Origin of the sequence: Acetobacter pasteurianus, assembly GCF_009914215.2 — a bacterium.
GTDB lineage: Bacteria > Pseudomonadota > Alphaproteobacteria > Acetobacterales > Acetobacteraceae > Acetobacter > Acetobacter pasteurianus.
Genome location: NZ_CP039846.2, coordinates 1,241,032 through 1,266,181, shown reverse-complemented (window position 1 = coordinate 1,266,181; position 25,150 = coordinate 1,241,032). Strand labels below are relative to the sequence as shown.

Sequence of the window (25,150 nt, the reverse complement as noted above, 5' to 3'; positions counted from 1 at the left end):
AGGCTTTAGACAAGCCGCCCATGACAATGCTTGTATTTCTGGCCCGAGCCACATGGGCAGGGCGCGTTACGAGGTGTTTCACCCCAGCTTGAAGGATCATCCGGCATAATGGCACTGCCACCGATAGGCGTGGCCATTTCCGGCGATGCACCGGGTGAAAGGCCCGGCCCCGGTTCCGATGCATATCCCTGCACTTCCGGGTCAGCATGAATTTCTGCCGTATCGGCAAACGGATCAGCCGCTGCTGGCGGGGGTGTCACTTCCACCCGTGCCATCAGCCCCACCACACGCTGGCGCATTTCTTCCAACATGAATGTAAAGAGCTGGAAGGCTTCGTGCTTATATTCGTTCAGCGGATCTTTCTGGCCATAAGCACGTAGGCCAATGCCCTGCCGCAACTGATCCAACGCATGCAGATGCTCTTTCCACACGGCGTCATATGTTGTCAGCAGAATCTGCTTTTCAATAAAGCGCATCAGATCCGGGCCAATATTGGCGGCTCGGGCAGCCTGCGCCTGCGTGGCAGCCTGGCTGATCCGGTCAGCCACAGCCTCGGCATCCATACCATCTTCCTTGGCCCAAGCTGCTATAGGCAGATCCAAGCCAAAAGTTTTCTGCACGTCTTCCATCAGCCCGGCCACATCCCACTGTTCCGCAAAGGATTTTTCCGGGATACGGCGCGCAACCATTGCATCAATGACGTCTTCCTGCGCTTCCATCACAATGGAAGAGACATCCTCAGTCGCCATGAATTCACGGCGCTGGGCATACACTTCCTTACGCTGGTCGTTCATCACGTCATCATATTTGAGCGTGTTCTTGCGCATATCGAAGTTGCGGGCTTCGACTTTTCTCTGCGCCCGTTCCAGCGCCTTGCTCAACCATGGATGAACAATGGCCTCGCCTTCTTTCATGCCCATTTTCTGGAACATCCCGCTCATGCGGTCTGACCCGAAAATACGCATCAGGTCATCCTGAAGCGAGATAAAGAATTTGGAATTACCGGGGTCACCCTGACGGCCTGCACGGCCACGCAGCTGGTTATCAATACGGCGGCTTTCATGCCGTTCCGTGCCGACAACGTACAAGCCACCTGCTTGCTGCACGATGTCATGATCCCGCGCAACGCGATCACGAATTTCTTTTTCTGCCGCGTCACGCTCTGGAGACTCTTCCATATCCCCCAAGGTCTGGGAGATCAGCATTTCCACGTTGCCGCCGAGCTTAATATCCGTGCCTCGACCAGCCATGTTGGTGGCAATAGTGATGGCACCCGGTGCACCCGCCTGCGCCACAATCTTTGCTTCCATTTCATGGAAACGCGCGTTCAACACGTTATGTGGAATTGCTTCACGCTTAAGTAGATCTGAAAGCGCTTCACTTTTTTCAATAGACGTGGTGCCCACCAGAATCGGCTGGCCGCGTTCGTGCACATCCCGGATAAGTTTGACAACAGCAGCAAACTTTTCCTGCTCTGTCAGATAGATCTCGTCGTCTTCATCCTTACGGGCAACCGGACGGTTGGTAGGAATGGCCACCACATCCAGATTGTAGATTTCTGCAAACTCATCCGCCTCTGTCATGGCGGTGCCGGTCATGCCGGAAAGCTTGGGATAAAGGCGGAAATAGTTCTGGAAGGTGATGGAAGCTAGCGTCTGGTTTTCCTGCTGAACTTCCACGTGCTCTTTGGCTTCCAGCGCCTGATGCAGACCATCGGAATACCGGCGGCCTTCCATCATGCGCCCGGTGAATTCGTCAATAATCACCACTTTGCCATCACGCACGATGTAATCCACATCCCGCGAGAACAGCGTATGCGCACGCAAGGACTGCTGAACGTGGTGTACCACAGCCACATGCTGCAGATCGTAAAGACCACCCTCATCCAGCACACCTGCCTGACGCAGCAGGTTTTCTACATGGTCAGATCCGGCATCAGTCAGAATAACCGTACGGAACTTTTCATCTTTTTCAAAGGTTGTCGGATCCTGCACAAGCTGAGCAACCACGGCATCCACTGCGCGGTACAGGTCTGAGCTATCTTCTGCCGGGCCGGAGATAATCAGTGGAGTACGAGCTTCGTCAATCAGGATCGAATCCACTTCATCCACAATCGCGTGGTAGAAGGGGCGCTGCACCATTTCGCCCAACTGGTACTTCATATTATCACGCAGATAATCGAAGCCGAATTCGTTGTTCGTGCCGTACGTAATATCAGACGCATAAGCCTGACGGCGCGCATCATCAGGCATGTTGGGCACAATCACGCCCGTTGTCAGGCCCAGAAAACTGTAAAGCCGCCCCATCTCTGCAGCGTCACGTGCTGCAAGATAGTCATTCACAGTAACAACATGCACGCCCTTGCCTGCCAACGCGCTGAGATACACAGCCAGCGTAGCCACCAGGGTTTTACCTTCCCCGGTGCGCATTTCTGCAATGCGGCCAGAATGAAGCACCATGCCGCCAATCAGCTGCACGTCAAAATGCCGCATCCCCAACACCCTGCGTGAGGCCTCACGGCACACAGCAAAAGCTTCGGGCAGCAAATCATCCAGACTTTCGCCCTTGGCGATCCGGTCTCGGAATTCCTGCGTTTTGCCAGAAAGGGCGGTATCATCCAACGCCTGCACCTGTGGTTCAAGCGCGTTGATCTCCGGCACCCGGCGTTGAAATATCTTAAGCGTCCGGTCGTTGGCGGTGCCGAACAGGGCGCGGACAAAGCGTGAAAGCATGAACACCTTTCCGGAACAATGCGGCCCCTTACCCCTGCACTACCCCAAATGGTAATGCAGCAAGGGACACTGGCATGGCTGGCTTGCCGTGCAAAATAGGACCGGGGCGGGTTGCGGTCAACCAACCGTACCGGTGGAAGCAGGATTGAAACAGGGGTTGCCGGGTGGAAAGCCCTCCTTCATACAGGATAAACAGGTTTTAATGGCTTTAAAGGTTTTAATACACATGCGGCTTATTCCCCACGCGTTTGGACTGGCAGCAGCAGCTCTTTTTGCTACTACCACCCTTTGCACGCCCTCTTTTGCAGCAGACCCGGCCCCCGCAGCAGCGGCCGCACCTGCAAAGCCAGCAGACCCCAACGCCGTGGTAGCCACCGTGAATGGTGAAAAAATCACGCTGTCTGATGTGCAGACGGCCATGATCTCTCTGCCGCCGCAGATGCGCCAGCTACCCCCGAACCTGATTTTCCCCATGCTGGTCAACCAGTTGGCAGATCAGAAAGCCATTCTGATTACAGCCCAGAAAGAAGGCTTGGATAAAAAGCCTGAAACCCAGCAGATGATGGTGAACGCATCCAACACCGCATTGCAAAATGCGTGGTTGTCTGAGCAGGTTATGCCGCATCTGACTGATGATGCCGTTAAGCAGTATTATGATCAGAACTACGCAGGCAAGCCGGCTGAAAAAGAAGTGCATGCCCGCCATATTCTGGTGAAAACCGAAGCCGAAGCGAATGATGTAATCAAGAAGCTGAAGGCTGGCGCAGATTTTGGTAAACTGGCTGCTCAAGTTTCTACCGATAAGGGCAGCGCCCAGCAGAACGGTGGTGATCTGGGCTGGTTCAAGAAAACAGACATGATCCCGGCCTTCTCCGATGCCGCCTTCGCCATGAAAAAGGGCGAAATCAGCAGCACTCCGGTGAAAAGCCAGTATGGCTACCATGTCATTCAGGTGCTGGACACACGTACAGACCCGGTTCCCACACTGGACGCAGTGCGTGACAAAATCCGTCAGGCTCTTATCCAGAAATATGTGCGTGAAGCCGTGGATAAAGCCACCAATCAGGTCAAGATCGTACGTTTTGACCCCAACACCGGCAAGCCGCTGGCTGATGCGCCTGCACCTGCCGCTGCACCTCAGAAATAAGACCATTAAACCGCAAACCTCGCCCCTTATTTAGGGCGAGGTTTTTGCTCAGATACCCTTAAGGATACCGCCAGATGGCGCAGACAATCCCCGTTTCCCCCCTGGCCCTGCCAATGCCGGAACTTGGTGTTGTGCGTGGGATTCGCCTTGGCGCTATTGCAGCTGGTATTCGTTATAAGGGCCGCACAGATCTGGTTCTGGCAGAAATGGCCCCCGGCACCACAGTGGCGGGCGTATTTACCAAATCCAAATGCCCCGGCGCACCTGTAGACTGGTGCCGCGCTATTCTACCCAAAGGCGAAGCCCGTGCACTAGTTGTAAACGCCGGGAACGCCAACGTATTTACCGGCCAAGCCGGACGCAAAACATGCGAAGCCACAGCAGAAGCAACTGCCAGACTGGCCGATTGCTCTGCCGAAAATGTTTATTTGGCTTCTACCGGCGTCATTGGGGAAATCCTGCCCGCCGAGCGCATTACCTCTGCCCTCCCCGCGCTGCATACCGCCCTTTCTGAAACCGGATGGGAAGATGCCGCACGCGGAATCATGACTACGGATACCTTCCCTAAAGCTGCTGTCCGTAAAGCCACCATTAAAGGCACGGAAGTTATTATTCAGGGCATTGCCAAAGGTAGTGGCATGATTGCGCCAGACATGGCCACCATGCTTGCCTTTGTGGCAACGGATGCCAAACTACCTGCTCCGGTGCTACAGGCCCTGTTGAGCGCTGGTATCCAGAAAACCTTCAATTGCATTACAGTGGACTCGGATACCTCAACCTCCGACATGGTGCTGCTATTTGCTACCGGAGCGGCGCAGAATCCGGACATTACCGCCACCACAGATGCTCTGGCAGACCCGGAACTGGCTGATTTCCGCACTGCGTTGAACGCCGTTCTGCACGATCTTGCCCTGCTGGTCATTCGGGATGGTGAAGGCATTACCAAGCTGATGAGCATTAAGGTCAGCGGTGCTGTTTCCGATCAATCAGCATGGCGCGTGGCTATGGCTATTGGCAATTCCCCACTGGTGAAAACTGCCGTAGCGGGAGAAGATGCCAATTGGGGCCGTGTTGTTATGGCTGTTGGCAAATGTGGGGAACCCGCAGACCGCGATACGCTTTCTGTTTCTATTGGCGGTGTATGCATTGCCCGTAACGGCACCGTTGTGGATGGGTATGATGAAACCCCTGTGGTGGCGCATATGAAAGGGCAGGAAATCGACATTGCTGTTGATCTCGGCCTTGGCGCAGGCACTGCTCAGGCCTGGAGTTGTGATCTGACCCACGGCTATATTGATATCAACGGGTCTTACCGCAGTTAAACACCACTTTCTGCCCCACTGCTTATTTACTTATCTTTCCTGCGGAGCAGGTTCTTATGTCCAATTCGGCACCGCCTCCCGGCTGGGGGGCACCTTCTGGCGATTTTTATGGAATGCAGCCCGGCACACCCGCTCCTGTATGGATTTATGCTGGCTTCTGGTGGCGGGTATGGGCCTTTCTGATTGATGGCATTATCCTTGGAGCCATAGAAACCGTTCTGGGCTTTTTTGTTGCGCCCAATGTCACTGTAGATTGGCAGGAACTCCCCATTGATGGCTCTGGGCAAAGCATGAATGTGGTGGATGTTGCCTCCTTCGTGCAGCCTGAAAACATCTCGGTTCTTATCCCGCACATTCATACAGGTCCTTGGCCACTTGCCAGCTTGCTGCTCGCTCTTATTCCGGCAATCTATTATGTGTTGTTTGAGGCATCTTCCCTCCGTGGCACCCCCGGTAAACGGGTATGCAGGCTGGAAGTAGTAACACTTTCAGGTGGGCAGATCAGTTTGGCACAGGCTATTCTGCGCTTTGTCATCAAGGCCTTTATCTCTTTCCCGCTGCTATATATCGGCGTCATCATGGTTGCGTTTACGCGGCGCAAGCAGGGGCTGCATGACCTTATAGCCGGCACGTTGGTTATTCGGGCAGAAACGCAGCAAGTTGCACCCTTTCAACCACACCGGTAACTGACCCGCTCCTTCCTGAACAACTGCTATCAGCACGCATCATCTTGATGCCGCCCAATTTGCCTCCTACCCTAGAGGCAGATTGGGCGGCACTTTTTTGCGCGCCCTTATTATCTTACCCGTTCAGCAAAGGATGCAGCGCCCCCATGGCGGCCAATAGCCCGGATCAGAGTCTATCCTTTTCACCCTCTCCGCCTCAGTCGCCTTCTTTGGCTGCATGGCTTTGTCGTCTTTTTTGCCTATTTGCGTTGGGATTGGGTTTTCTTTTCCCTGTTACGCATGCGCGGGCAGATACGGCAGCAGCGGTTCCTCAAACCAATGGTCTGACACAACAGGATGCTCAGCAGTTACTGAACGTTCTGAACGATCCGCAGAAGCGGGAACAGTTTTCCAAAACTCTTTCCCTCATGGCCAAGGGCTTACCTGCTGCACAACCAGCCGCCACACCCAAAGCGGCTCCAGCGCCCGCTGCGGCTAAACCACAAGCCGATAACGCTGTGATAGACAGCGATGTCCATTCAGAACTGGATACGCTGCAAAGCTCTATTCATGGCTACCTAAACAACTTCACCAGCCTTTTCAAAGATTTAAGTGTTGTTGGGCCGTGGTTCAAAAATGAAATCCGCAATCCGGCTTCTCGGCAAACTCTGATTGATGCGTTTAGTCGCGCTCTACTGATTATTGGTCTCGCCCTCGTGTTGGAGCGTGCCACCAGCATTGCAATGCGCAAACCGCTGAACTCTGTAACGCAGCATGCAGAAAACAGGGAAAAACGTCTGGAAGCCTCAGCCGAAACTGCCGCAGCAGCCGATAGCAGCGATGCCGCAGCAGCAAACGATGCGGATACCACGCAAACGCGTGAAAATGACCAGCGGCGCGGCACCGAAGTGCTCCGTTACCTAGTACGGGTGCCATATAATGTACTGCATTTTCTTATCAAGCTGCTGCCCGTTGGGGTGTGCCTGCTTGTCGGCTATCTGGGTGCAGAATTCCTTACCACTACAGCACAAGCCCACACTGTTTCCCTCACCCTTATCAATGCTTATGCCATTGCGCGTGGGCTTTATCTGGTTGTGGAAACAACATTGGCGCCACGTTCCCCTGCTATCCGGCTTATTCCTGCATCGGATGAAACAGCACACTTGCTGACACGGTGGTGGAACGTGCTGGTGGCAGCCCCTTCCATTGTGATCTGTCTTTCCACCTTGGGAAGTGAGTTTGACCTCAGCCCCCGCGGTGTGGACGCCATGCAGCGTGCTGTGGTGCTGATCCAGCATCTGATTATTGCTGCCTTTATCTGGCGCCTGCGCCATATTGTGGCACGGGCACTGCAACCCTCCCCCAACATGCGTAAAAATGCCCTATGGGCTTTTGCTGGTACGCTGGCGCATGTGTGGTGGGTACCCGTGATGTTCCTGGACATGGCGCTGTGGTTTGTATGGGCCGCACATCTTAAAGGCGGGTATCAGTGGATCCTGCGTGGAACACTGCTGACGTTTCTCTGCTTGGTGCTTTCCCGCGTTATTGCCCTATTGGCATATGGCCTGCAGGACAGGCTGTTCCGCATCAGCCCCACGTTGGAAGCCAGTTATCCGGGCATGCAAAAACGAGCGGATTTCTATTATCCGTTCGTGCGCCGGATTATCACCATTGCCATTATTTTCATTACCATTGTCTGCCTTGCTCAAAGCTGGAGCATCCCCAGCTTCCGCTTCTTCTTTGATTCCGCTCTTGGTGGCCGTCTGATTGGCGCAGCTATCTGTCTGCTTATCGGCATGACAGTTGCCGCTGTGGCGTGGGAAGTGGTGAACGGTCTGCTGGAAAAACAGATTACCCGTTACACCTCCAGCGCACAGGCCGCGCGCGCGGCACGTCTGCGTACAGTGCTGCCTATTATCCGCACTGTCCTGCTGGCCGTTATCATCATCTTTGTGGCGGTTACCACGCTCTCCCAAATTGGTATTAACGTCACGCCCTTGCTAACCGGTGCCGGTATTTTGGGTGTTGGTCTTTCCTTTGGTTCTCAGAGCTTGGTTAAAGACGTTATCACCGGCTTCTTCATGCTGGCGGAAGATGCCATTCAGGTTGGGGATTGGGTAACCACCGGAGGGATTGCCGGTATTGTTGAGCATCTTTCCATCCGTACATTGCGCGTGCGCTCTGTGGATGGTGACCTACACATCATTCCCTTCTCGTCCGTAACCTCCATTGCCAATACGGCACGTGGATTTAACCAGGTTATTGTGCATCAGACGGTAGATCTGACCGAAAGCAGCGAACGCGTTGCCAAGATCATGCAGGACACCGTTCAGGAAATGCGCAAGGAAGATGCTTACAAGAACATCATCCTGTCCGATTATGTTGATCTGGGTGTTGATAGTTCCGACGGAAACGGTGCTGTGCTGGTGGGCTCCATCAAAACCGCACCTATGATGAAGTGGAAAGTACAGCGTGAGTTTTACCGCCGTATTGCAAACCGCATGGCAGCGCAGGGTGTAAAATTCTACACGCCAACATCTTACTCCACCACACCGCCCGGCACGCCGGTCCATTTGGCAATGGACACAATGCCGCCGGAACTGCTTGAAAAAATCAACCAACGTGCAGCTCAGGCGCAGGAAGAAGCCAAACCTTCTGCCCCAGAGGCACCGCCTGCAGCAAAAGAACCACCACATGCCTGAAACCGGCCTGAACCTTTCAGGGGGTGCAATATCCCTTGATTGTATTGAAAAACCGCTAGCGCAGGAGGGCTTTGCCTTCCTGCAAGCGGCCAGCATGCGCCCCATTCTGCAAGGTTTTGGGTTAGCTGATTGGGATCAGTTTGCCGCAAGCTGGAATGATCTGGGGTGTGACCGATATATGGCGGATGGCGGACGGTATCGCCGCCGCCGCTACGCCACGTTCTCACTTTCTGATCAGGAAATCCTGCGCAAACCTCATCAGCCCCATTATCAGAGTCGAGATTACAATACACTGAATGGAGGGATTGAACGCTGGTTTCAGCCTGTGCTGCCAGAAATTGGCAATAACCCAGCTTTGTTGTCCATTCTAAAGCTTATGCATCGGCTGGCAGTGGATATGACCCCTGCCAAGCAACGTCCTTCAGCATGGCATGCAGAAATTCATCAGTTCCGCATTGAAGCCAGCAAAGATACTGCCGGGCAGCCTACGCCGGAAGGCCTGCACCGGGATGGAGTGGATTGGGTCTGTGTTGTGATGATCCGCAGAGAAAATATTGCGCGCGGGGAAACATCCATTCACGATCTTAACCGCCAACGCGTGGGTGGGTTTACACTCACCAACCCTCTGGATACCGCATTTGTAAACGATAGCCGCGTGTATCATGGAGTAACGCCTGTGCAGGCTGTAGACCCCGCCTTACCCGCTTATCGTGATGTATTGGTTGTGACACTTCGCCACGAGTAAAAGAAAAAGGCCGGTTTATCCGGCCTTTTTATTAGTATCCCGCATAATAAATAGCGTGCAGGCCTAATGCCAGGCAGGCAAATACAAAAAACATGGCACCTGCCATCTGGCAGCATTCTTTAAAAGAAATGGTATCATAAGCAGAAGCTGCAGAAGCCGGAGAAACTACACTGTTTTGCCGTTCTGCTTCACTCATACCTGTGCCCTTTTCATTTTATGCAATGCTGGTTTGTCTGTGGCACTTATCTGGCTACGATTACCCTTTTCGTCAAGAGCTATGGGTTTGCCCCATGTCCTAAAATGGGTGGACGCCACCCCCGCCGGGGGTTCACATAAGAAGAAATTCATTTGGAGTTTCAGACTTGAAACAGATTGCCTCGGCACTGCTTGCCACCAGCCTCCTTGTCTCTCCCGTGTTCGCCCAAACCCCGGATAAGCCTGCCGCAACAGAAAAAGCTGCGCCGACCCAGCCTTATTCCATTGCAAGTTTTATGGGTAAATGGGCTGTCACAATGGTTATGGAACCCATTACCATTATGGGTAACCGCGCTGTTGGTCCTGCAGCACGTTTATTGGTTGTTGTGCCAGACAATATCAGCAAAGTTGTCAAGCAAAACCACTTTGCCCTAGCGCGTAAATCCAATGCGGTATGGGAAGGACAGCAAGAAGACGTAACCGCTACGCTAACTCGCCTTTCAGAAAATACAGCCCAACTGGTGCTGCTTAAAAAAGACGGACATAAAATGGAAGTTCCTCTTTACCGCGATGACGGTGAATAACTGAAACTCCACGCCTTTCCCCGCCCAAAAGAACTGAGCGGGGAAAGATTTTATCGGCCTGAATTATTTTTCTTCTGCAGGTTTCCAGTTTTTCAGAAACTCCTGCAAAGCGGCATCTGGCTTGCCGATTTTTACTTGCAGCGTCACATACAGATTACCCGCTGGGCGTGATCCATGCGCCTGCACGCCTTTACCGCGTAACCGCAATACGCTGCCTGTATCCGACCCCGCAGGTATGTTCATCTTCACCGTTCCTGTTGGGGTTGGCACCATAATAGCCCCACCAAGCACAGCGGTTTTAAGGTCTACATCCAAATTTTCCCGCAGGTCATTCCCTTCCCGCGTGTATGTAGGGTCAGGCATCACGGTAACGGTAATCAGCGCATCCCCGTCTGGACCGCCTTGCACGCCTGGTGCGCCTTTACCACGCAGGCGCAACACTTTGCCGTCTTCTATCCCCGGAGGGATCGTCACATTAAGTGTGCTGCCTTGGGGCAAGGTAATACGGGATTTACCACCATTCACCGCATCCAGAAAGCTGACCTTGAGCGTATAGGACCGATCTTCCCCCTTGCGAGGGCCAGAACGACGCGCCCGTGCGCCACCGCCAAACATGCCCCCGAAAAGATCACTCAGATCTTCTTCAGTAAAGCCGCTTGCTCCACCAGGGCCGCCACTGTAGCGGAAGCCACCGGCACCACCGCCAAAATCATTAAATCCACCGCCACCACCAAAACCGGGATGGCGCTCCTGCCCGGCGGCATCAATTTCACCCCGGTCAAAACGCGCACGTTTTTCTGGATCTGAGAGCAGATCGTTCGCCTGATTAACGGCTTTGAATTCTTCTTCCGCTTTTTTGTCATTCGGATTCAGGTCCGGATGATATTTTTTGGCTAATTTGCGGTAAGCCTTGCGAATGTCATCTTGGCTGGCACTTTTGGAAATACCCAGCACGTCATATGGATCACGCGCGCTCATGCAGCACCTCCCTGCTTAGCTGGGCTGGAATCGGAAAAATTATCCGTATCCAACAGGCTCATAAGCAGAGCAATCACCACATCACGCGAATACCCGGCCTGTTCTGCCTCTTTCACAAAAGCTTCCAGGCGGGGTTTAAGATATGCCTCCGCCGTTAAATTGTTCATAAATCACTTTCTCCATATCCCTGAAGGCCGCATAAAAAGAGCATGCACGTGCCCTCAGCTTTTTCATTACATTATTTATAATAATGGGAACGCTCGCAGGCGCGGTCAATGGATGCCCGGCACCATATGAATGGCTGATACCCATATATCCCGCAGCCGCTAAAAGTAAGGCGTGGCATCTGACGCTCATACTCTTTATAAAGCCCAGAACGTAAGATATCGGCATAAACACACTTTGCTAACATTTATGCCGCAAACCAGAATGATGGAGAAACCGGTCATGGCTGACAAACCGCGCTTTTTTGATGATCTTGCCGGCGTGGCCGGTGGAGCTTTTTCCGCCCTTACAGGTGTGCGCGAAGAAATCCATGCTATTGTCCGCAGCCGCGTAGATGAAGTGCTGACAGGCTTGCAGGTTGTGCGCCGCGAAGAATTTGAAGTGATGCGTGATCTGGCTGCCCAAGCCCGCATTGGCCAGGAAGAAGCCGAACGCCGCCTTGCTGCGCTGGAAGAACGCGTAACTGCTTTGGAACACAAGCTGGCCCATAACACGCACGAACACGGGCATCAGCATCAGGACTGAAGCACTACTTCCCCTTAATATTCTTTATCTGCCTTTCCGCAGGCACGGAGTAACCCCATGCCAGCATTGACCTCTGAAGCATCATCCATGCTCACCAATCCGCTTGACCTCATGGAGCAGGTGATTGGTGGACATGGGTGGACATTCGAACGCTGCACACCCACAGAAATGGCGGCAGAAGCCCCTTCCCGCTGGTGTGATTACGGATTGTTCTTTTCATGGTCTGCCGAACTGGGCGCTATTCTGTTTACCTGTGCGTTCGATCTTAAGGCAGCACCCACGCAGTATTCTGATCTGTACGAACTGATCGGGTTGGCGAATGAGCAGATCTGGGTTGGGCACTTTAGCCTGGATACAGAAGATGGCGTTTTGCTCTTTCGCCATGCGTTGCTGTTACGCGGCACGCCATCTGTTACCGATGTATTTGAAGACATGATTGATATTGCATTGGCTGAATGCGAACGCTTTTACCCTGCTTTCCGCTTTTTTCTACACGCAGGGTTGGATGCCAAAACAGCACTCGCAACAGCCATGATTGATTGTCAGGGAGAAGCATAATGACAAACACCCCCCTCCTGCCCTCCATTCTTTTGGTTGGTTGCGGTAAAATGGGCGGTGCCATGCTGGAAGGCTGGTTGGCACGCGGGCTAGCCCCTTCTGTAGTTATGGATCGGCACCTTGCGGAGCTTCCTGCTCCTCACCGTGTTGTGCGCTCTCTTGATGCTATTCCAGCTGATTTTAAGCCCGATATTATTCTGGTTGCTGTCAAACCCCAAAAAGCCAATGGCGTTTTGGCAGAGCTGGCCCAGCGCTTCCCTAACGGCACACTGCTTTCCGTTATGGCTGGCCGCACTATTGCCAGCCTGCTGGCAGCTTGCCGGGAAGGAAATGCAGCGGCTTCTCCAATGATCATCAGAAGCATGCCCAATACGCCTTCTGCTCTGGGCGCTGGTATGAGCGGGCTTTATGCACCGCCCGAAGCCTCTGAAAAGCAGAAAAAGCAGTGTGATCAACTCCTCAGCGCTGTGGGTAAAACCGTATGGGTTGAACAGGAAGGGTTGATCGATTCCGTAGCTGCCATTTCCGGTAGCGGACCCGCTTATGTTTTCCTTCTGGCAGAACTGCTGGAACAGGCAGGCGTGGAGCAAGGGTTGGATGCCAAAACAGCCCGTGAGCTCGCGCGCGGCACCATTTATGGAGCGGGGCAAATGTTGCATCAGCTCCCCACCGATGCGGCAGAATTACGCCGGAACGTTACAAGCCCCGGCGGCACAACAGAAGCGGCCCTGAAGGTTCTGATGGCATCTGATGCATGGCCACACGCTGTTTCAAGCGCCATTGCGGCTGCAGTTAAGCGCGCCAAGGAACTTGCATCCTGATTTTTGCCTTTATGACTGTTGATTATATTTTCTCTTTCTTCTCCCGCGGGTTTTTAAATGGACAATGATGATTTTGATGCAGCGCTGGTTTCATCTGCTCTAACGCTTGCTGCAGAGCGTGGCTGGTCTAGCATTTCTGTATTGGATGCCGCGCGTGATGCAGGCCTTTCCCTGCGTGAAGCACGGCAACGCTTTCCGCTTAAGGCGTCCATCCTGCTCCGTCTTGGCCGCATGGCCGATGATGTGGCTTTGGCTGATGACACAGTAAGCGGTAACACGCGTGAACGCCTGTTTGACCTGTTGATGCGGCGGCTGGATGTGTTCCAGCAATATCGCGATGGTCTTGGCTCTGTGCTGCGCAGCCTGCCTATGGATCCTCCCCTAGCTATTATTCTGGGCGGGGCCACGCTTGAAAGCATGCGCTGGATGGCAGATGCCGCAGGCATTAACGCCAACGGGCTGGGTGGCTTTGTGCGCGTGAACATGATTGTGGGCATATGGACCCACACTTTGCGCGCATGGGAAAAAGATGACAGCCCGGATATGGGCAGCACAATGGCAGCTCTGGATCAGGCTTTAGACAAAGCTGCCCGCTTTGGCCTCTTCCCTGCGGGTGATGAAGCGGCTTCTCTGGATGATGGATTACCTGATCTTGAAGCGCTGCCCGATGCAGATTCCAGCTTTGCAGAAGGCCACTAATTCTTTCTTCTGATAAAGATCTGAAAAACAGACTTTACGAGAGCTGCCAGTTTGCCTTAAAAGAGCGGCACTGGCAGCTTAATGCTGATGGGGCGTAGCCAAGCGGTAAGGCAGCGGATTTTGATTCCGCCATGCGGAGGTTCGAATCCTCCCGCCCCAGCCAGAACTGATATCTCCAAAAAATATTCGCATTTCCTGTTTTATACAAAAAAGTGAAACCGTTTAATTTTAAGAATTTTTGTGTTTTATATTTTATTAAACAAGTAAAAAATCACTGCTACATTCAAATTCCCAAACATCTTATCCAGAAAAATAAAACTATTCTGAGCACATTTTCTTATACTCACACTTACTCTTGACGTTACGGGATATTCCTTTCTCTGGTAGAAAACGCCATTAGTGCTTTTTCTGTTGCTCTATCAGACTGCCCCCGTTCTCATGACAAACCCTTCTGCGCCGTCACCTTCACTTTTAAAACAATCAGGTATTCCTGCTGTTCTGGGAGGCAGAACACTTTCTGCCTTTGCATCTCAAGTTCAAGCCGTGGCTGTAGGGTGGCAGGTTTATGCCCTTACGCACAGTGCAGCCGCATTAGGCTTTGTGGGGTTGGCGCAATTTTTACCTATGGTGCTGTTTATATTCCCTGCCGGGCACGCAGCAGACCAGCATAACAGGCAGCGTATTGTTATTTCGTGCCAAGTGATTGAAGCGCTTGCTACGGCATTCATGGCGTATGCATCCTTCTCACATCACCTCACTTCCTTCATGATCTATGGGCTTGTGGTGATATTTGGCATCTGCCGCGCTTTTGAAGCGCCTGCACAACAAACCTTTCTCCCCTCTCTGGTGCCACCTGCACTCTTCCCTCGTGCAGCAGCTCTTTCTTCTTCCCTATTTCAAGTAGCCTGTATCGCAGGGCCATCTTTGGGCGGGTTACTGTATGGTTTGGGTGCCGGAGTATGTTACGCGCTGTGTGCGCTTAGCTTTGCTATTGCAGCGTTTTGTACTTTTTCCATGAAATTACAATTTCCAACACGCGCCAAACAACCTGCAACGCTAGGTGCTGTTTTTGGCGGTATTGCTTTTTTACGCCGCAAACCCACCATGCTGGGCGCTATTTCTCTGGATCTGTTTGCTGTTCTGTTAGGGGGGGCAACAGCCATGCTTCCCATTTTTGCAAATGATATTCTGCATGCCGGCCCTTGGGGGTTAGGTTTGCTGCGTGCGGCTCCCGGTATTGGTGCTTTATTGGTGGCCGCTATTCTGGCGCGTCATCCTTTAGGACGGCATGCAGGATTATGGATGTTTACAGCCGTTGCCATTTTTGGATTTGCCACTATCGCCTTTGGTTTTTCTCGCTCCATTGCCGTTTCAGTTGTCATGTTAGCAATATTGGGCGGAGCTGATGTTATTAGCGTTATGGTGCGTGGCGCATTGGTTCAACTTGGCACACCAGATGAAATGCGTGGCCGCGTTTCTGCCGTGAACATGCTCTTTATCGGTTCGTCCAACCAACTGGGAGAGTTTGAAAGCGGGATGCTGGCCGCTGCTATTGGCCCGGTTCCCGCCGTTGTATTAGGCGGTATTGGCACATTGTGCATTAGCGGAATCTGGATGGCGCTCTTCCCCGGTCTCCGCAAGCTGGACAGGCTGGAAAACATTACTCCCGATCATTCCTGATAAAAAAAGAGCCTTACGAAGCAATGTCCGTAAGGCTCTTTCAAAAGCTTATTCAGCTACACAACTGTGCAGGCTTAAACAGCCTTTTTCAGATTCGGGCTTGCTTTAAAGCGTACCGTTTTGCCAGCTTTGACCTTCACCTGCTCACCTGTGCGGGGGTTCAAAGCCTTACGAGCTTTGGTTTTACGCACTGTAAAAGTACCAAAAGAAGGAAGTGTAAAACCACCTTCGCGCTTCAGTTCTTCTACAATTGCATCAATAAGGTCATTCGCTGCCTGATTGGCGGCAACGCCGGTGCAGTTGATCGAGTCCTGGATCACTGCTGCAATAAAGGCCTTGCTCATGAAGTACTAACTCCCTTTCAGACAGAACTGTATGCACAAGAATTATTTGGCTATCATGCCTATGCTTTAAGGGCTTGTAGTCACATTTTGATGAAAAAACCAACTTAAAAAATGCAGCATCTTTTAAATCCTCCCGATCCTGTCAGCAAAAACGGATCATGTGACTTTTCAGACACAGGTTTACCGCCGGGGTCTGTGTGTCTTTTTGCTGCATTCGCACCAGATGGTATTTTACCAATTTTTACACGGTTTTACCTAAAAAACATTTTGGACTGCGGCTTTATTCTGCATCTGGTTCTTTCTGGTGAAACACCACCAGATGAAGAAACCATTGTTTTCTGTAAAAAAAACAGTATTCACGTTTGGCAACGCCCTAATGGAGGGATGGACTTTGGCGCATGGCGCTTTTTGTTCCAAAAAAACGTTGCATCTCAAGCCCCATACATACTTTTAGCGAACGACAGTGTCTTCGGGCCATTTCGACCACTTGCCGACATGCTGAAACACGCCCGCGCATATACTCTACCCGCTTGGGGGCTTGTTGCCTCACGGCTTGTTACGCCGCACTTACAATCATGGTTTGTTGGGCTTTCACAGCAAACACTCCAAGCCGCACCAGTGCAACGCGTTTTCTCCCTACCCTTTGAACAGATGAGCCGGAATGAAATTATCTGGCATGGAGAATTAGGGTTATCCGTTGCACTGCAAGAGGCTGGTATTCCCCTTCAGGCAGCCTGGAGCGATTTACACTCACCCCTCGCGCGCGTTCTACCTACAAACCCTATGCACACGCACTGGTATACCGTTGCCGCCTCTGGGCAGGTGCCTTTTATCAAGCGAGAACTCTTACGCAACAACAGCTTTGCCATCTCGAACTTGCACCGGTGGCCGGAAGTTATTCCATCAGCCTGTGGGTTTGACCCACAATGGATTACAGACAGCTTTTGCAAAAACGAATCCAGACCCGTGCCAGCTGCCACAACAGCAAAAGGCCGCGCGCTTTATAACCTTATCAGCAAGGCAGATAGCTTACGCTGGAAAGTAGGCTCTCTAAAACGGTCTATGCGTTAACCTGAAACTTGAGCTACTTCGCGCAACCAGTTTCCCAACTCTGCGCTTTGCTGCTCAAACGTGGCAAGGCTGGCTTTGTTAGGGTTCACATAATTCTGCATAAACCCGGGTGTATCCAGAAGGTTTTCTACCGCCATCTGCAAGGTTTCCGGCCTGCCATCTATAGGGATAAGGGTGCCATTCACCCCATCCTCAATATCCTCTGCCTGCCCGCCTGGGGCGGTAGAGATCACCCATACATCGCGCGACAATGCTTCACGCACAGTTAAACCATAGCTTTCCTTCCACTGAGAAGGAAACAGAAGCACATCAATGCTCTTGAAAAACGCGTCTATGGTTTCACGCGTATAGGCTGGAATGGTGGAAACCTGCCCCTGTGTTTTCCATGCCCCTGTGTAAACAGATTTGATACCCAGATTAAGCTTGTTATCAACGATAATCAGTTCCCAATCATCTCGTTTCAGCGCTTCAAAAGCACGCTTTACAAGAGAGTATCCTTTTATTTCTTCCGTTCCCCCAACATAGCCAAACCGCAGCTTCTGGCCAGTTGCTCGTGGTGGATGAGGAGATTTGGGCCACAAAAATCCGTTCCGGTTAATGCGAATTTTGTCTGCTGGAATTCCATTCGCAACAAAAAGCGCACGGTGTTCGGCACTTGGGGTCAGCAAGAGCGCAGCGTGCTGCATAGCCGTTGTCATCAATACCTGACGTTCCGCAAGATGCCGCGCATGCGGCACACAAAGTTGGCACGTATGCAGATTGATTTTTTCCTGAAAGCAATAATGTCCATCGGCTTTGACCATGAACTGCCGTTCACATAGCCACCACGCATCATGCAAAGTAATGACGTAAGGAATATTTTTTTCCATACATACTCTTACACAACCTAATCCCAACCCCTGTGTTGCATGAAAATGCACAACAGAAGGACGAAAGGCCTCTACCCACTTTTTAAAGGCCAACGTGGCATCTGTATTATCCAACCCCGCTACAGAATCATGATCCGGGGGTGTGATAACACCCAGAATATCTGTGCCTTCCATACAATAGCGAATACTCGCCTTGCCTCGCTGCGCTAGAGCAGGACGAGATGTAAACACAGCAACCTTTGTATTTTTCTGCTGCTGGAGCCTACGGGCCATTTCCTCTGCAACAAATGTTGCCCCCCCGAAAGACCGGGGTTCATAATAAATATTGGCACATAATATGCGGAATTCTGCTGGCTGCTGAACGTCCGGCTTTCCAAACGCTGGCAAAACCTGATTTTTCACAATGGCTTCTGGGCTATAATGGCCCAGAACATCTGTACGCGCTTGATCGCCGAGTGTTTTGCGGAATGTGCTATCAGCCGCCAGCTTTAAAATAGCATCGCGCCATTCTGCATCTGTCTGTGCAACAAGACCATTTTTGCCATCCTGTACAATCTGCATAAACGCATCACGCGGTGAACAGATCACTGGCAGGCTTAGAACAGCAGCTTCCAGAAATTTGATATTGCTTTTGGCATCATTGAAAATTGTAGGTTCTAATGGGGCAATCGTAATATCTGCTTGTGCCAATAATTGCATATAAGCAGCGTAATCCAACCCTGTCTGGGTTTGTACACGCTCACCCAACGCATCAAACTCTGATGGTAGGGTGAGATCTCCGATAATATGAAGTGTCAGGCGTGGGTCTGCTTGCATGGCAGCAAGAATGCCTGCTGCTGCCAGCCTGAAATCAGCATCATGTGTGCGTGTGCCTGAACCATAGACAATACGTATCTCGCGTTGCGTATTATGTTGGGGCACACCGTTTTGCCGAATGTCGGCCACCACATCCAAGGTCTGCTGATCCAGCGCGTTTTCTATAACAACGGTATGCTGAATACCGGCTTTCTGCATTGCCTGAGCCAATACGCGCGTAGAGGCGATGGCTTTATCGCAGGACAGCAAACATTTACGAAAAAGCCGAACGCCAAAAAGAAGCTCTTCTTGCTCCTGCTTATCCAATGTAGCCAGATTACCGTTCTGCTTATAATCTTCCGCAGAAAAGATAAGGTCATCTACTTCCCACCAGGGGGAAAGTTCTAAGCGCCGCGCTTCCTTAAGAAGCAATTCAACTGCGGGAAAAGCGGGAACACGGTAAAAAATCACCTCTGTGCATACTTGAAGGGCTGAAAGAGCTTCTTCCGTTTCTCGCCAATCAACAACGTCTACAAGCCAGCCTAAAGACCGTAGTTGCTCTTCTTTCTGCCAAACCCGATATTTGGCACATTGGCGTAAAGATAACTCTGCAATGATGAGTATCCGTGGTGTAAAATCCTTTAAGCGGTCCTGACTTACATACGCGGAATAAACCTGATTTATTTTTTCTTCATGCGTTAAAATATTTGTAGTTTGCTTAGCTCCACCATCAACCGTCGCAACAACTTTGGTGGGTTTGCGTTCAAATAGACGCTCAGCAGCACGACCAATAGATGAACGTGCCAAGCGATGAGAAATACGAAACCGTACCCCTGCAGCACCTTCATCCTGATAAATTTCTTGCAGCCTATGGTAAACGTCTGAGATTTTTCGACCTGTTGGTAACTGCCCCTTACTTAAGTGCCGGACAACCCTCAACGGAGCCGTGAGACGCCAAGATAACGTATGCTGCCAGATGCTAAGCTGATGTTGAGACTGTGAAAGTTCATGCCGAAGGGAAGACGCTTCATGCGCTATGCCATTTATACGCATAGCCTGAATACGCATACTGGCCCGATAACTGGCAGTAAGAGCTTCTTCAGTAGATTGCTGCTTTTCAGGCGCGTTACACGGCAGTTTAGAATACGCCATAAGCTTTAATTCTTTCACAATACTTTAAAAATATCACATTATCTTTTTATACAACCTGTTCCAAAAAGAAAAGCCGGACCATAAGGCCCGGCTTTCCTTTTAAGCAAGAACGTAAATCTGTTCTAAAGACTTACTTCAGGCCAGAGAACTGGCTTTCGTTCAGGCTATCAACATTCACAAACGTAATCTGGCTGTGGTCAGACAGAGTAATTGTGGTGTTGTTACCGCTATGAGTTGCTTTATCCAGAACATCTGCCTGGAAAGAAGCTTTAGTGTAGTCGTAGTCAACCAACAGAACGGAGTTGCCAGCAGCGCTGCCGAAATCCTGAATGGTGTAGTCTGCACCAGCAACGCTGTTACGGAAACCGAACACGTTAGCTGCACCGCTACCACCTTCCAGGGTGGCATTGCCTACACCGGCAACCAGCGTATCGGAAGCCGTGCCACCGATGAAGGTCTGGGTGCCTGTTGTGCCTGCGTTGTTACCGAATGCCTGGAAACCGAATGCAGAAGATGCACCATCCAGCGTTTCGTTACCATCGTTTGCAACGAACAGGTTGTTCGCGCCAGCGCCATCGATGGAGCCCTGCTGGCTTGCACCAACATGGATATCCAGACCGTTGGAACCGAAGATCGTGGCGTGACCAGCCGTAATGGTGGTTTCACCCGTGCCACCAATGAAGGTGAGATCATCGGAAACATTGATCAGTGCAGAATCGGTGTTTTCGGTCTGCAGGTTACCATGAGCAGCGGAAATCGTGCTGTTCTGGCCACCTTCAACAGTGCCTGTTGCACCAGAGAAGTTGATGTAATCCAGAGAACCACCGGTAACGGTAGAAGCACCACCAACCGTGATCTGCTGGCTACCATTAGCATCTACCACCAGAGAGTTGTCAGACAACTGCACTGTGGAGCTGCTGCCGGACAGAGTAACACTCTGACGACCAGAGGTTGCTGTAATGGTGTCCTGGCCGTCGGAATGAACATAGTTCATGCCCGAACCCAGATCGATGGTGTTGTGGCCCAAGCCGGCAGAGATGGTGTTGTTACCAGCGCCACTGTTAACAGTATCATCACCGTTACCGGTCATGATGTTCCAGTTACCAGCGGAAGACAGGCTGTTACCTTCGAACAGGTTATCGCCAGATCCAGCCAGGAACTGGCCGCTCTGATCGCCTGCACGGAAAGCAATACCTGTATTGGTGCCGCCAAGAACGGTCATGCTGGAGGCAGTGCCACCATACGCATTCACGTTCACCCAGCCATCAAGGGCAGTACCCGGCTGGCTGCTGGCATCGGAACCAATGCTCAGATAATCAACATTACCAGCAACGCGGTAAGAACCAGCAGAGGTAATAACCCCATAGCCGGCTTTGTTGCTATCGCTAAAGGTTGTGTCCCCAGCAGAAAGATTCTGTGCATCAAGCGTGCTGATGACTGAGTTCAACTGGTTCGACAGGTCAGTGGCCTGGTTGTACAGGGCCGAATTCTGTGCGCCGTCTACGGTAACCTGAACATTACCAGACGCACCGACAACCGTGATAATCGGCATGTATCCGTCCTTTTTCTTACATTTTGCCGCGCCAGCCAGAAATTCCAACCCGCCTACGGCAATCTAACGCTATTCTTTCCTGCTTCGCAAAATACTGCACGAAACGCAAGCAGATTATAGTGTTATTCCCTCGCTAACGACTGACACTGCAGGGCACTGCCAATCATTAGCACTGTAAGAAATTTCTCTCCTTGATGAAATGAAAAACACCTCATCTATAGTGACAAATATTTATAATTTTCCTGAGAGTTGTATAAACATAGCCCACTAGAGCTGTTTGTTATTTTTCATCATTAAAACTGGACTCGTGCCGGACTCATGCCTGTAGCGCCTTCTTCTCTCTCAGAATCTCTTTCGTCATTGGAAGATTCTCCACTTTTCACCCCTATTGTACTGATACAAAACAGTACATCTGGATGTGAAAATATACCTTTCCTGACATGGATTCTTAAGGAGGCATTTTTTAGCGGATTATTATTGGTTGGGAGCAGTCTTTCTGTTAAAGAAACTTTAAATTTTAGCTCCAATATTCACCCATCACCTTTCAAACTTACTTTCCAATCAGAACTTCCATCCTCAATCATTCGTAAAAATCAGGTTATTTATATAGCTGCCAGAATGTGGCAATCGGCCGAATCTATTCAACAGATTCTCAATACAGCTCCTGAAGGCACTCTCTTTTTATTAGAAAACATAAAGGATTCGCCTCGCGCAGAAGCCTGGGAACACCTTTCTGCTCTCTTCCCATCCTTTGCGCTCATACAAGGAAAAGGCTTGGGCCTTCTGGCCACAACAGAAATTGCCTGCCTGTTTCCCCTGCTCACGCCGGATTCCCGCCTTTCAAATGCGGAAAAAACTACCAAATGCCTGCTGCGTGAACGCTTCGCTTTTACTGGAGACTTCTGGTTTAACAAGGCACTTCTAGCTGCTGCACATACCCAAATAAATACACTCAAACAGGATCTGGTAGAAACGCGCAGTCACATTTTCTCCCAGCAGATGCTGACGCACCATGAGAACGACCAAAGTGCACAGAAAATCGACTCGCTTCAAAAAACCCTTCAGCAAACTCAGAAAAACGAACAGGCGCTTATTCAAGAAAAACAAGAGATTACAGACCGTTTAACTGCCTTTATTGACGCAGTTAAACAGAGAGACCTCCGTTATCAGCAACAAACGGAAGCTCTCAACAACCAGATAACGGCTCTCAATACATATATAGAGTCATTAAAACAGACCTACCTATCCTATACACAGCAGATTCATAACTTGTGGAGTCGGTTCGCTCAGGAGGTTCTTGACCGAACTGAAGCACAAAATGCCCTTAAAACGTATCTCTCAACACCTTCCGGCATTATTCGTTCTATTGCGCGCGCCTTGGTAAAAGGGGTGATTGTTCCATACGTGCCGGACCTACCCCAACCACCTCAAATAGAACCTGTGCCGCAAGCCCCTCCGGCTCCGCAACCTCTTGTGCTTGAATATAGTTTAACTGCACCTCTTGCCTTTCCCGAAGCTCCAGAAACAGCTTCAATTCCCGCTCTTGAACAACCGTCACAGGGTTCTGGGTTTAATGTTCTGTTTGTTGCCGGTGAGCCAGATTCCCCAGGCGTAAATTACCGCTGTATTCGCAATGCAGCCGCCTGCTCCCTTGCCGGTTTTCCTGCACAATGGAAGCGCTGCGCAGATGTTGGCCCCGATGATATCAACTGGGCTGATGTCATGGTTCTATGGCGTGTGGAATTCAGTGGCCATGTAGACATCATGCTGCGGCTGGCACGAGAACAAAACATACCAGTTATTTTTGATACAGATGATCTTACGTTTATTCCTGGCCTTGCACGTATGGATATCATTGATGGCATACGCAGCATTGGCGCCACGGAAGAACGTATTGAAACCGTCTTTACAGATATGCAGCGCACCCTTTTGCGCACAGATATTGGTTTTGCACCAACAGATACCTTGGCAGATGCCATGCGGGTGTATCAGCCCGTTACCTATACTGTACCTAATATATACAATACGGAGTGCTTGGCCCTCAGCCGCAAAGCTTATCGCATGTGCCAGCTTAACCCGGATGAACAGATTATCCGTATTGGCTACGCAACGGGCTCGCGCACACATCAAAAAGACTTTGCACAAGTAAGCCGCGTTCTTGCACGCCTGTTGCAGGAAAAACCCAACCTCCGGCTTGTGCTGTTCCGTGAAACCGGAAACCACCGTCCAGTTTTGCTCATGAACGAGTTTCCTGAATTTGAGCCCGTATATGATCAGATAGAATGGCGAGACATGTGCTCTTTGCCTGCTCTTCCTTCTGAACTAGCCCGTTTTGATATTTCAATTGCACCGCTGGAAACACAGAATCCATTCTGTAACGCCAAAAGTGAATTAAAATTCTTTGAAGCCGCTTTGACTGGCGTGCCGTCCATTGTTTCCCCAACAGCCCCTTTCCGCCAATGCGTGAAAAACGGTCTTACCGGGTTGTTCGCCACCACGCCAGAAGAGTGGGAAACCGCGTTACGCACACTTATTGAGAATCCGGATTTGCGGCACCGTATGGCGCAAAATGCGTATCATGCTGCTTTGTGGCACTTTGGCCCCCAACGCCAGGCCATTCTTTTGGGCACTATTATGGAAAGCCTGAAAGGAGAAAAACAGGCCGCCAAAACCGCTGAAATACAGATTGCACGCGGCAATTATCTGGCACGCAACCTACCGGATATTCCAGATTGCAACGTATTGTTCCTGCATGATGCCCTGCAAGAAGCAAACGTTACCGTTATTATTACATCTTATAACTACGAAAGTTTTATTCTTGAGGCACTAGAATCCGTTCGGCTACAAACCCTTCCAGTCCTTGATCTTGTTGTTGTTGATGATGGGTCTTCAGATGGATCACTCAGCCTGATTAAAGGCTGGATGGAAAAACAGACGGCACGCTTTAATCGCCTCGTTCTACTTCAAACCAATACCAATGCAGGGTTAGGCGGAGCGCGAAACTGTGGCGTTGCCTATGCTGAAACTCCATTCTTCCTGCCCTTAGATGCAGACAATCGACTTTTGCCCCATGCATGCGAAACACTTTTAAATGCTACGGATGCGTTAACGGCCTATGCCTATCCAATTATTCAGCAATTTGGAGATCCTGCCCAACACTCAACATTAGGGCAGGAACCTTTCCAGCCCATGCAGTTGGTAGCTGGAAATTACATTGATGCCATGGCTCTGGTCGCCAAATGGGCATGGTCTGCCGCAGGTGGTTACTATGTAAGCCGGGATGCAATGGGGTGGGAGGATTATGACCTCTGGTGCACCATGGCAGAATATGGTTTGCGAGGCACCCACGTGCCGGAAGTGCTGGCTGAATATCGCGTGCACCAGACATCCATGACCAACAATGTGACCGAAAAGATGGCACACAAACAGCGCGTGGTCTCATTGGTAGAAGCACGGCACCCGTGGATTAGGCTGGTGCAAAAAAGCGCCAAACAGCGTGAGATCACAACAAGCTAAAACCTACGGATAAAATGCTGAGCCCGCAAACAAGCATACTGTTTGTGTGGCTTAGCTTTTGGCTTTTGTGAAATGCGCAAAAAAAAACAGAACCCCATTTCTGGAATTCTGTAAACCGCTCTGATTTTCTTGAGAAAATCTGGAGCGGGCGATGGGATTCGAACCCACGACCCCAACCTTGGCAAGGTTGTGCTCTACCCCTGAGCTACGCCCGCATTGGATGGCCTCCTTTTACGGATGATCGCCCAGATAGGCAAGAGGGAAAATGAAAAA

At 51.0% G+C, this 25,150-nt stretch carries 20 protein-coding genes and 2 tRNA genes; 14 read left to right on the top strand and 8 right to left on the bottom strand.

The window, feature by feature from the left end; all coding sequences use genetic code 11:
* Nucleotides 1-5: 5 nt before the first annotated feature.
* The gene (gene secA / locus FCN51_RS19380; RefSeq protein WP_160256630.1) at nt 6-2,732 is read right to left on the bottom strand and encodes a preprotein translocase subunit SecA; all 2,727 of its coding nucleotides are present in this window, start codon (nt 2,730-2,732) and stop codon (nt 6-8) included.
* A gap of 88 nt (nt 2,733-2,820) precedes the next feature.
* Here secA and FCN51_RS19375 point away from each other — a divergent pair, with 88 nt between their 5' ends.
* The 5 genes from FCN51_RS19375 (at nt 2,821) to FCN51_RS19355 (ending at nt 9,313) form a co-directional block, all read left to right on the top strand.
* Entirely contained in the window at nt 2,821-3,879 is a 1,059-nt protein-coding gene (locus FCN51_RS19375) for a peptidylprolyl isomerase (RefSeq protein WP_080587098.1), read from the top strand.
* Nucleotides 3,880-3,953: 74 nt separating this feature from the next.
* Nucleotides 3,954-5,201, top strand: a complete 1,248-nt coding sequence (gene argJ / locus FCN51_RS19370) for a bifunctional glutamate N-acetyltransferase/amino-acid acetyltransferase ArgJ (RefSeq protein WP_160256629.1) — start codon at nt 3,954-3,956, stop codon at nt 5,199-5,201.
* A 56-nt stretch (nt 5,202-5,257) separates the two neighbouring features.
* Nucleotides 5,258-5,887, top strand: coding sequence for an RDD family protein (locus FCN51_RS19365; protein ID WP_003630300.1), 630 nt, complete (start codon nt 5,258-5,260; stop codon nt 5,885-5,887).
* Nucleotides 5,888-5,934: 47 nt separating this feature from the next.
* The gene (locus tag FCN51_RS19360) at nt 5,935-8,568 is read left to right on the top strand and encodes a mechanosensitive ion channel family protein (protein ID WP_160256628.1); all 2,634 of its coding nucleotides are present in this window, start codon (nt 5,935-5,937) and stop codon (nt 8,566-8,568) included.
* Nucleotides 8,561-9,313 carry a 2OG-Fe dioxygenase family protein gene (locus FCN51_RS19355; RefSeq protein WP_003623333.1) on the top strand — a complete coding sequence of 251 codons (753 nt, stop codon included), beginning with the start codon at nt 8,561-8,563 and terminating at the stop codon, nt 9,311-9,313. The genes FCN51_RS19360 and FCN51_RS19355 overlap by 8 nt, the downstream gene beginning before the upstream one ends.
* A gap of 31 nt (nt 9,314-9,344) precedes the next feature.
* On the opposite strand, the gene FCN51_RS19350 is transcribed toward FCN51_RS19355, so the two are convergent.
* Complete coding sequence (locus tag FCN51_RS19350) at nt 9,345-9,509, bottom strand: hypothetical protein (protein ID WP_003623332.1); 165 nt, start codon at nt 9,507-9,509, stop codon at nt 9,345-9,347.
* A 166-nt stretch (nt 9,510-9,675) separates the two neighbouring features.
* On the opposite strand from FCN51_RS19350, the gene FCN51_RS19345 reads away from it, so the two are divergent.
* Nucleotides 9,676-10,092, top strand: a complete 417-nt coding sequence (locus tag FCN51_RS19345) for a hypothetical protein (protein WP_160256627.1) — start codon at nt 9,676-9,678, stop codon at nt 10,090-10,092.
* A 63-nt stretch (nt 10,093-10,155) separates the two neighbouring features.
* On the opposite strand, the gene FCN51_RS19340 is transcribed toward FCN51_RS19345, so the two are convergent.
* Both FCN51_RS19340 and FCN51_RS19335 read right to left on the bottom strand, forming a co-directional pair.
* The gene (locus tag FCN51_RS19340; RefSeq protein WP_160256626.1) at nt 10,156-11,070 is read right to left on the bottom strand and encodes a DnaJ C-terminal domain-containing protein; all 915 of its coding nucleotides are present in this window, start codon (nt 11,068-11,070) and stop codon (nt 10,156-10,158) included.
* Nucleotides 11,067-11,237, bottom strand: coding sequence for a hypothetical protein (locus tag FCN51_RS19335; RefSeq protein ID WP_003623324.1), 171 nt, complete (start codon nt 11,235-11,237; stop codon nt 11,067-11,069). Before FCN51_RS19335 ends, FCN51_RS19340 begins: the two co-directional genes overlap by 4 nt.
* Nucleotides 11,238-11,517: 280 nt before the next feature.
* Between FCN51_RS19335 and FCN51_RS19330 the strand changes: the two genes are divergently transcribed.
* The 6 genes from FCN51_RS19330 (at nt 11,518) to FCN51_RS19305 (ending at nt 15,578) form a co-directional block, all read left to right on the top strand.
* Nucleotides 11,518-11,820: an accessory factor UbiK family protein gene (locus FCN51_RS19330; RefSeq protein ID WP_026019353.1), complete on the top strand. Its 303-nt coding sequence runs from the start codon at nt 11,518-11,520 to the stop codon at nt 11,818-11,820.
* A gap of 57 nt (nt 11,821-11,877) precedes the next feature.
* On the top strand, nt 11,878-12,378 hold the full coding sequence (locus FCN51_RS19325; protein WP_003623320.1) for a type III secretion system chaperone family protein: 501 nt from the start codon (nt 11,878-11,880) through the stop codon (nt 12,376-12,378).
* Complete coding sequence (proC, locus tag FCN51_RS19320; RefSeq protein WP_160256625.1) at nt 12,378-13,199, top strand: pyrroline-5-carboxylate reductase; 822 nt, start codon at nt 12,378-12,380, stop codon at nt 13,197-13,199. Before FCN51_RS19325 ends, proC begins: the two co-directional genes overlap by 1 nt.
* 57 nt (nt 13,200-13,256) lie before the next feature.
* A complete protein-coding gene (locus tag FCN51_RS19315) occupies nt 13,257-13,898 on the top strand; it encodes a hypothetical protein (protein WP_003623316.1) in 642 nt (213 codons plus the stop codon).
* 88 nt (nt 13,899-13,986) lie between these two features.
* A tRNA-Gln gene (locus FCN51_RS19310) sits at nt 13,987-14,061 on the top strand.
* 236 nt (nt 14,062-14,297) lie between these two features.
* Entirely contained in the window at nt 14,298-15,578 is a 1,281-nt protein-coding gene (locus FCN51_RS19305) for an MFS transporter (RefSeq protein WP_003623314.1), read from the top strand.
* 74 nt (nt 15,579-15,652) lie between these two features.
* Here the strand turns inward: FCN51_RS19305 and FCN51_RS19300 are convergent, their stop codons facing one another.
* Entirely contained in the window at nt 15,653-15,922 is a 270-nt protein-coding gene (locus FCN51_RS19300; RefSeq protein WP_003623313.1) for an HU family DNA-binding protein, read from the bottom strand.
* Between the two features lie 111 nt (nt 15,923-16,033).
* Between FCN51_RS19300 and FCN51_RS19295 the strand changes: the two genes are divergently transcribed.
* Nucleotides 16,034-16,993, top strand: a complete 960-nt coding sequence (locus tag FCN51_RS19295) for a rhamnan synthesis F family protein (RefSeq protein ID WP_160256624.1) — start codon at nt 16,034-16,036, stop codon at nt 16,991-16,993.
* On the opposite strand, the gene FCN51_RS19290 is transcribed toward FCN51_RS19295, so the two are convergent.
* Both FCN51_RS19290 and FCN51_RS19285 read right to left on the bottom strand, forming a co-directional pair.
* A complete protein-coding gene (locus FCN51_RS19290) occupies nt 16,990-19,809 on the bottom strand; it encodes a glycosyltransferase (protein ID WP_160256623.1) in 2,820 nt (939 codons plus the stop codon). The genes FCN51_RS19295 and FCN51_RS19290 overlap by 4 nt on opposite strands.
* Nucleotides 19,810-19,939: 130 nt before the next feature.
* A complete protein-coding gene (locus FCN51_RS19285) occupies nt 19,940-21,361 on the bottom strand; it encodes a beta strand repeat-containing protein (protein WP_160256622.1) in 1,422 nt (473 codons plus the stop codon).
* A gap of 318 nt (nt 21,362-21,679) precedes the next feature.
* Between FCN51_RS19285 and FCN51_RS19280 the strand changes: the two genes are divergently transcribed.
* Nucleotides 21,680-24,877, top strand: a complete 3,198-nt coding sequence (locus tag FCN51_RS19280; RefSeq protein ID WP_160256621.1) for a glycosyltransferase — start codon at nt 21,680-21,682, stop codon at nt 24,875-24,877.
* A gap of 140 nt (nt 24,878-25,017) precedes the next feature.
* Here FCN51_RS19280 and FCN51_RS19275 read toward each other — a convergent pair.
* Nucleotides 25,018-25,092, bottom strand: a tRNA-Gly gene (locus FCN51_RS19275).
* Nucleotides 25,093-25,150 lie beyond the last annotated feature (58 nt).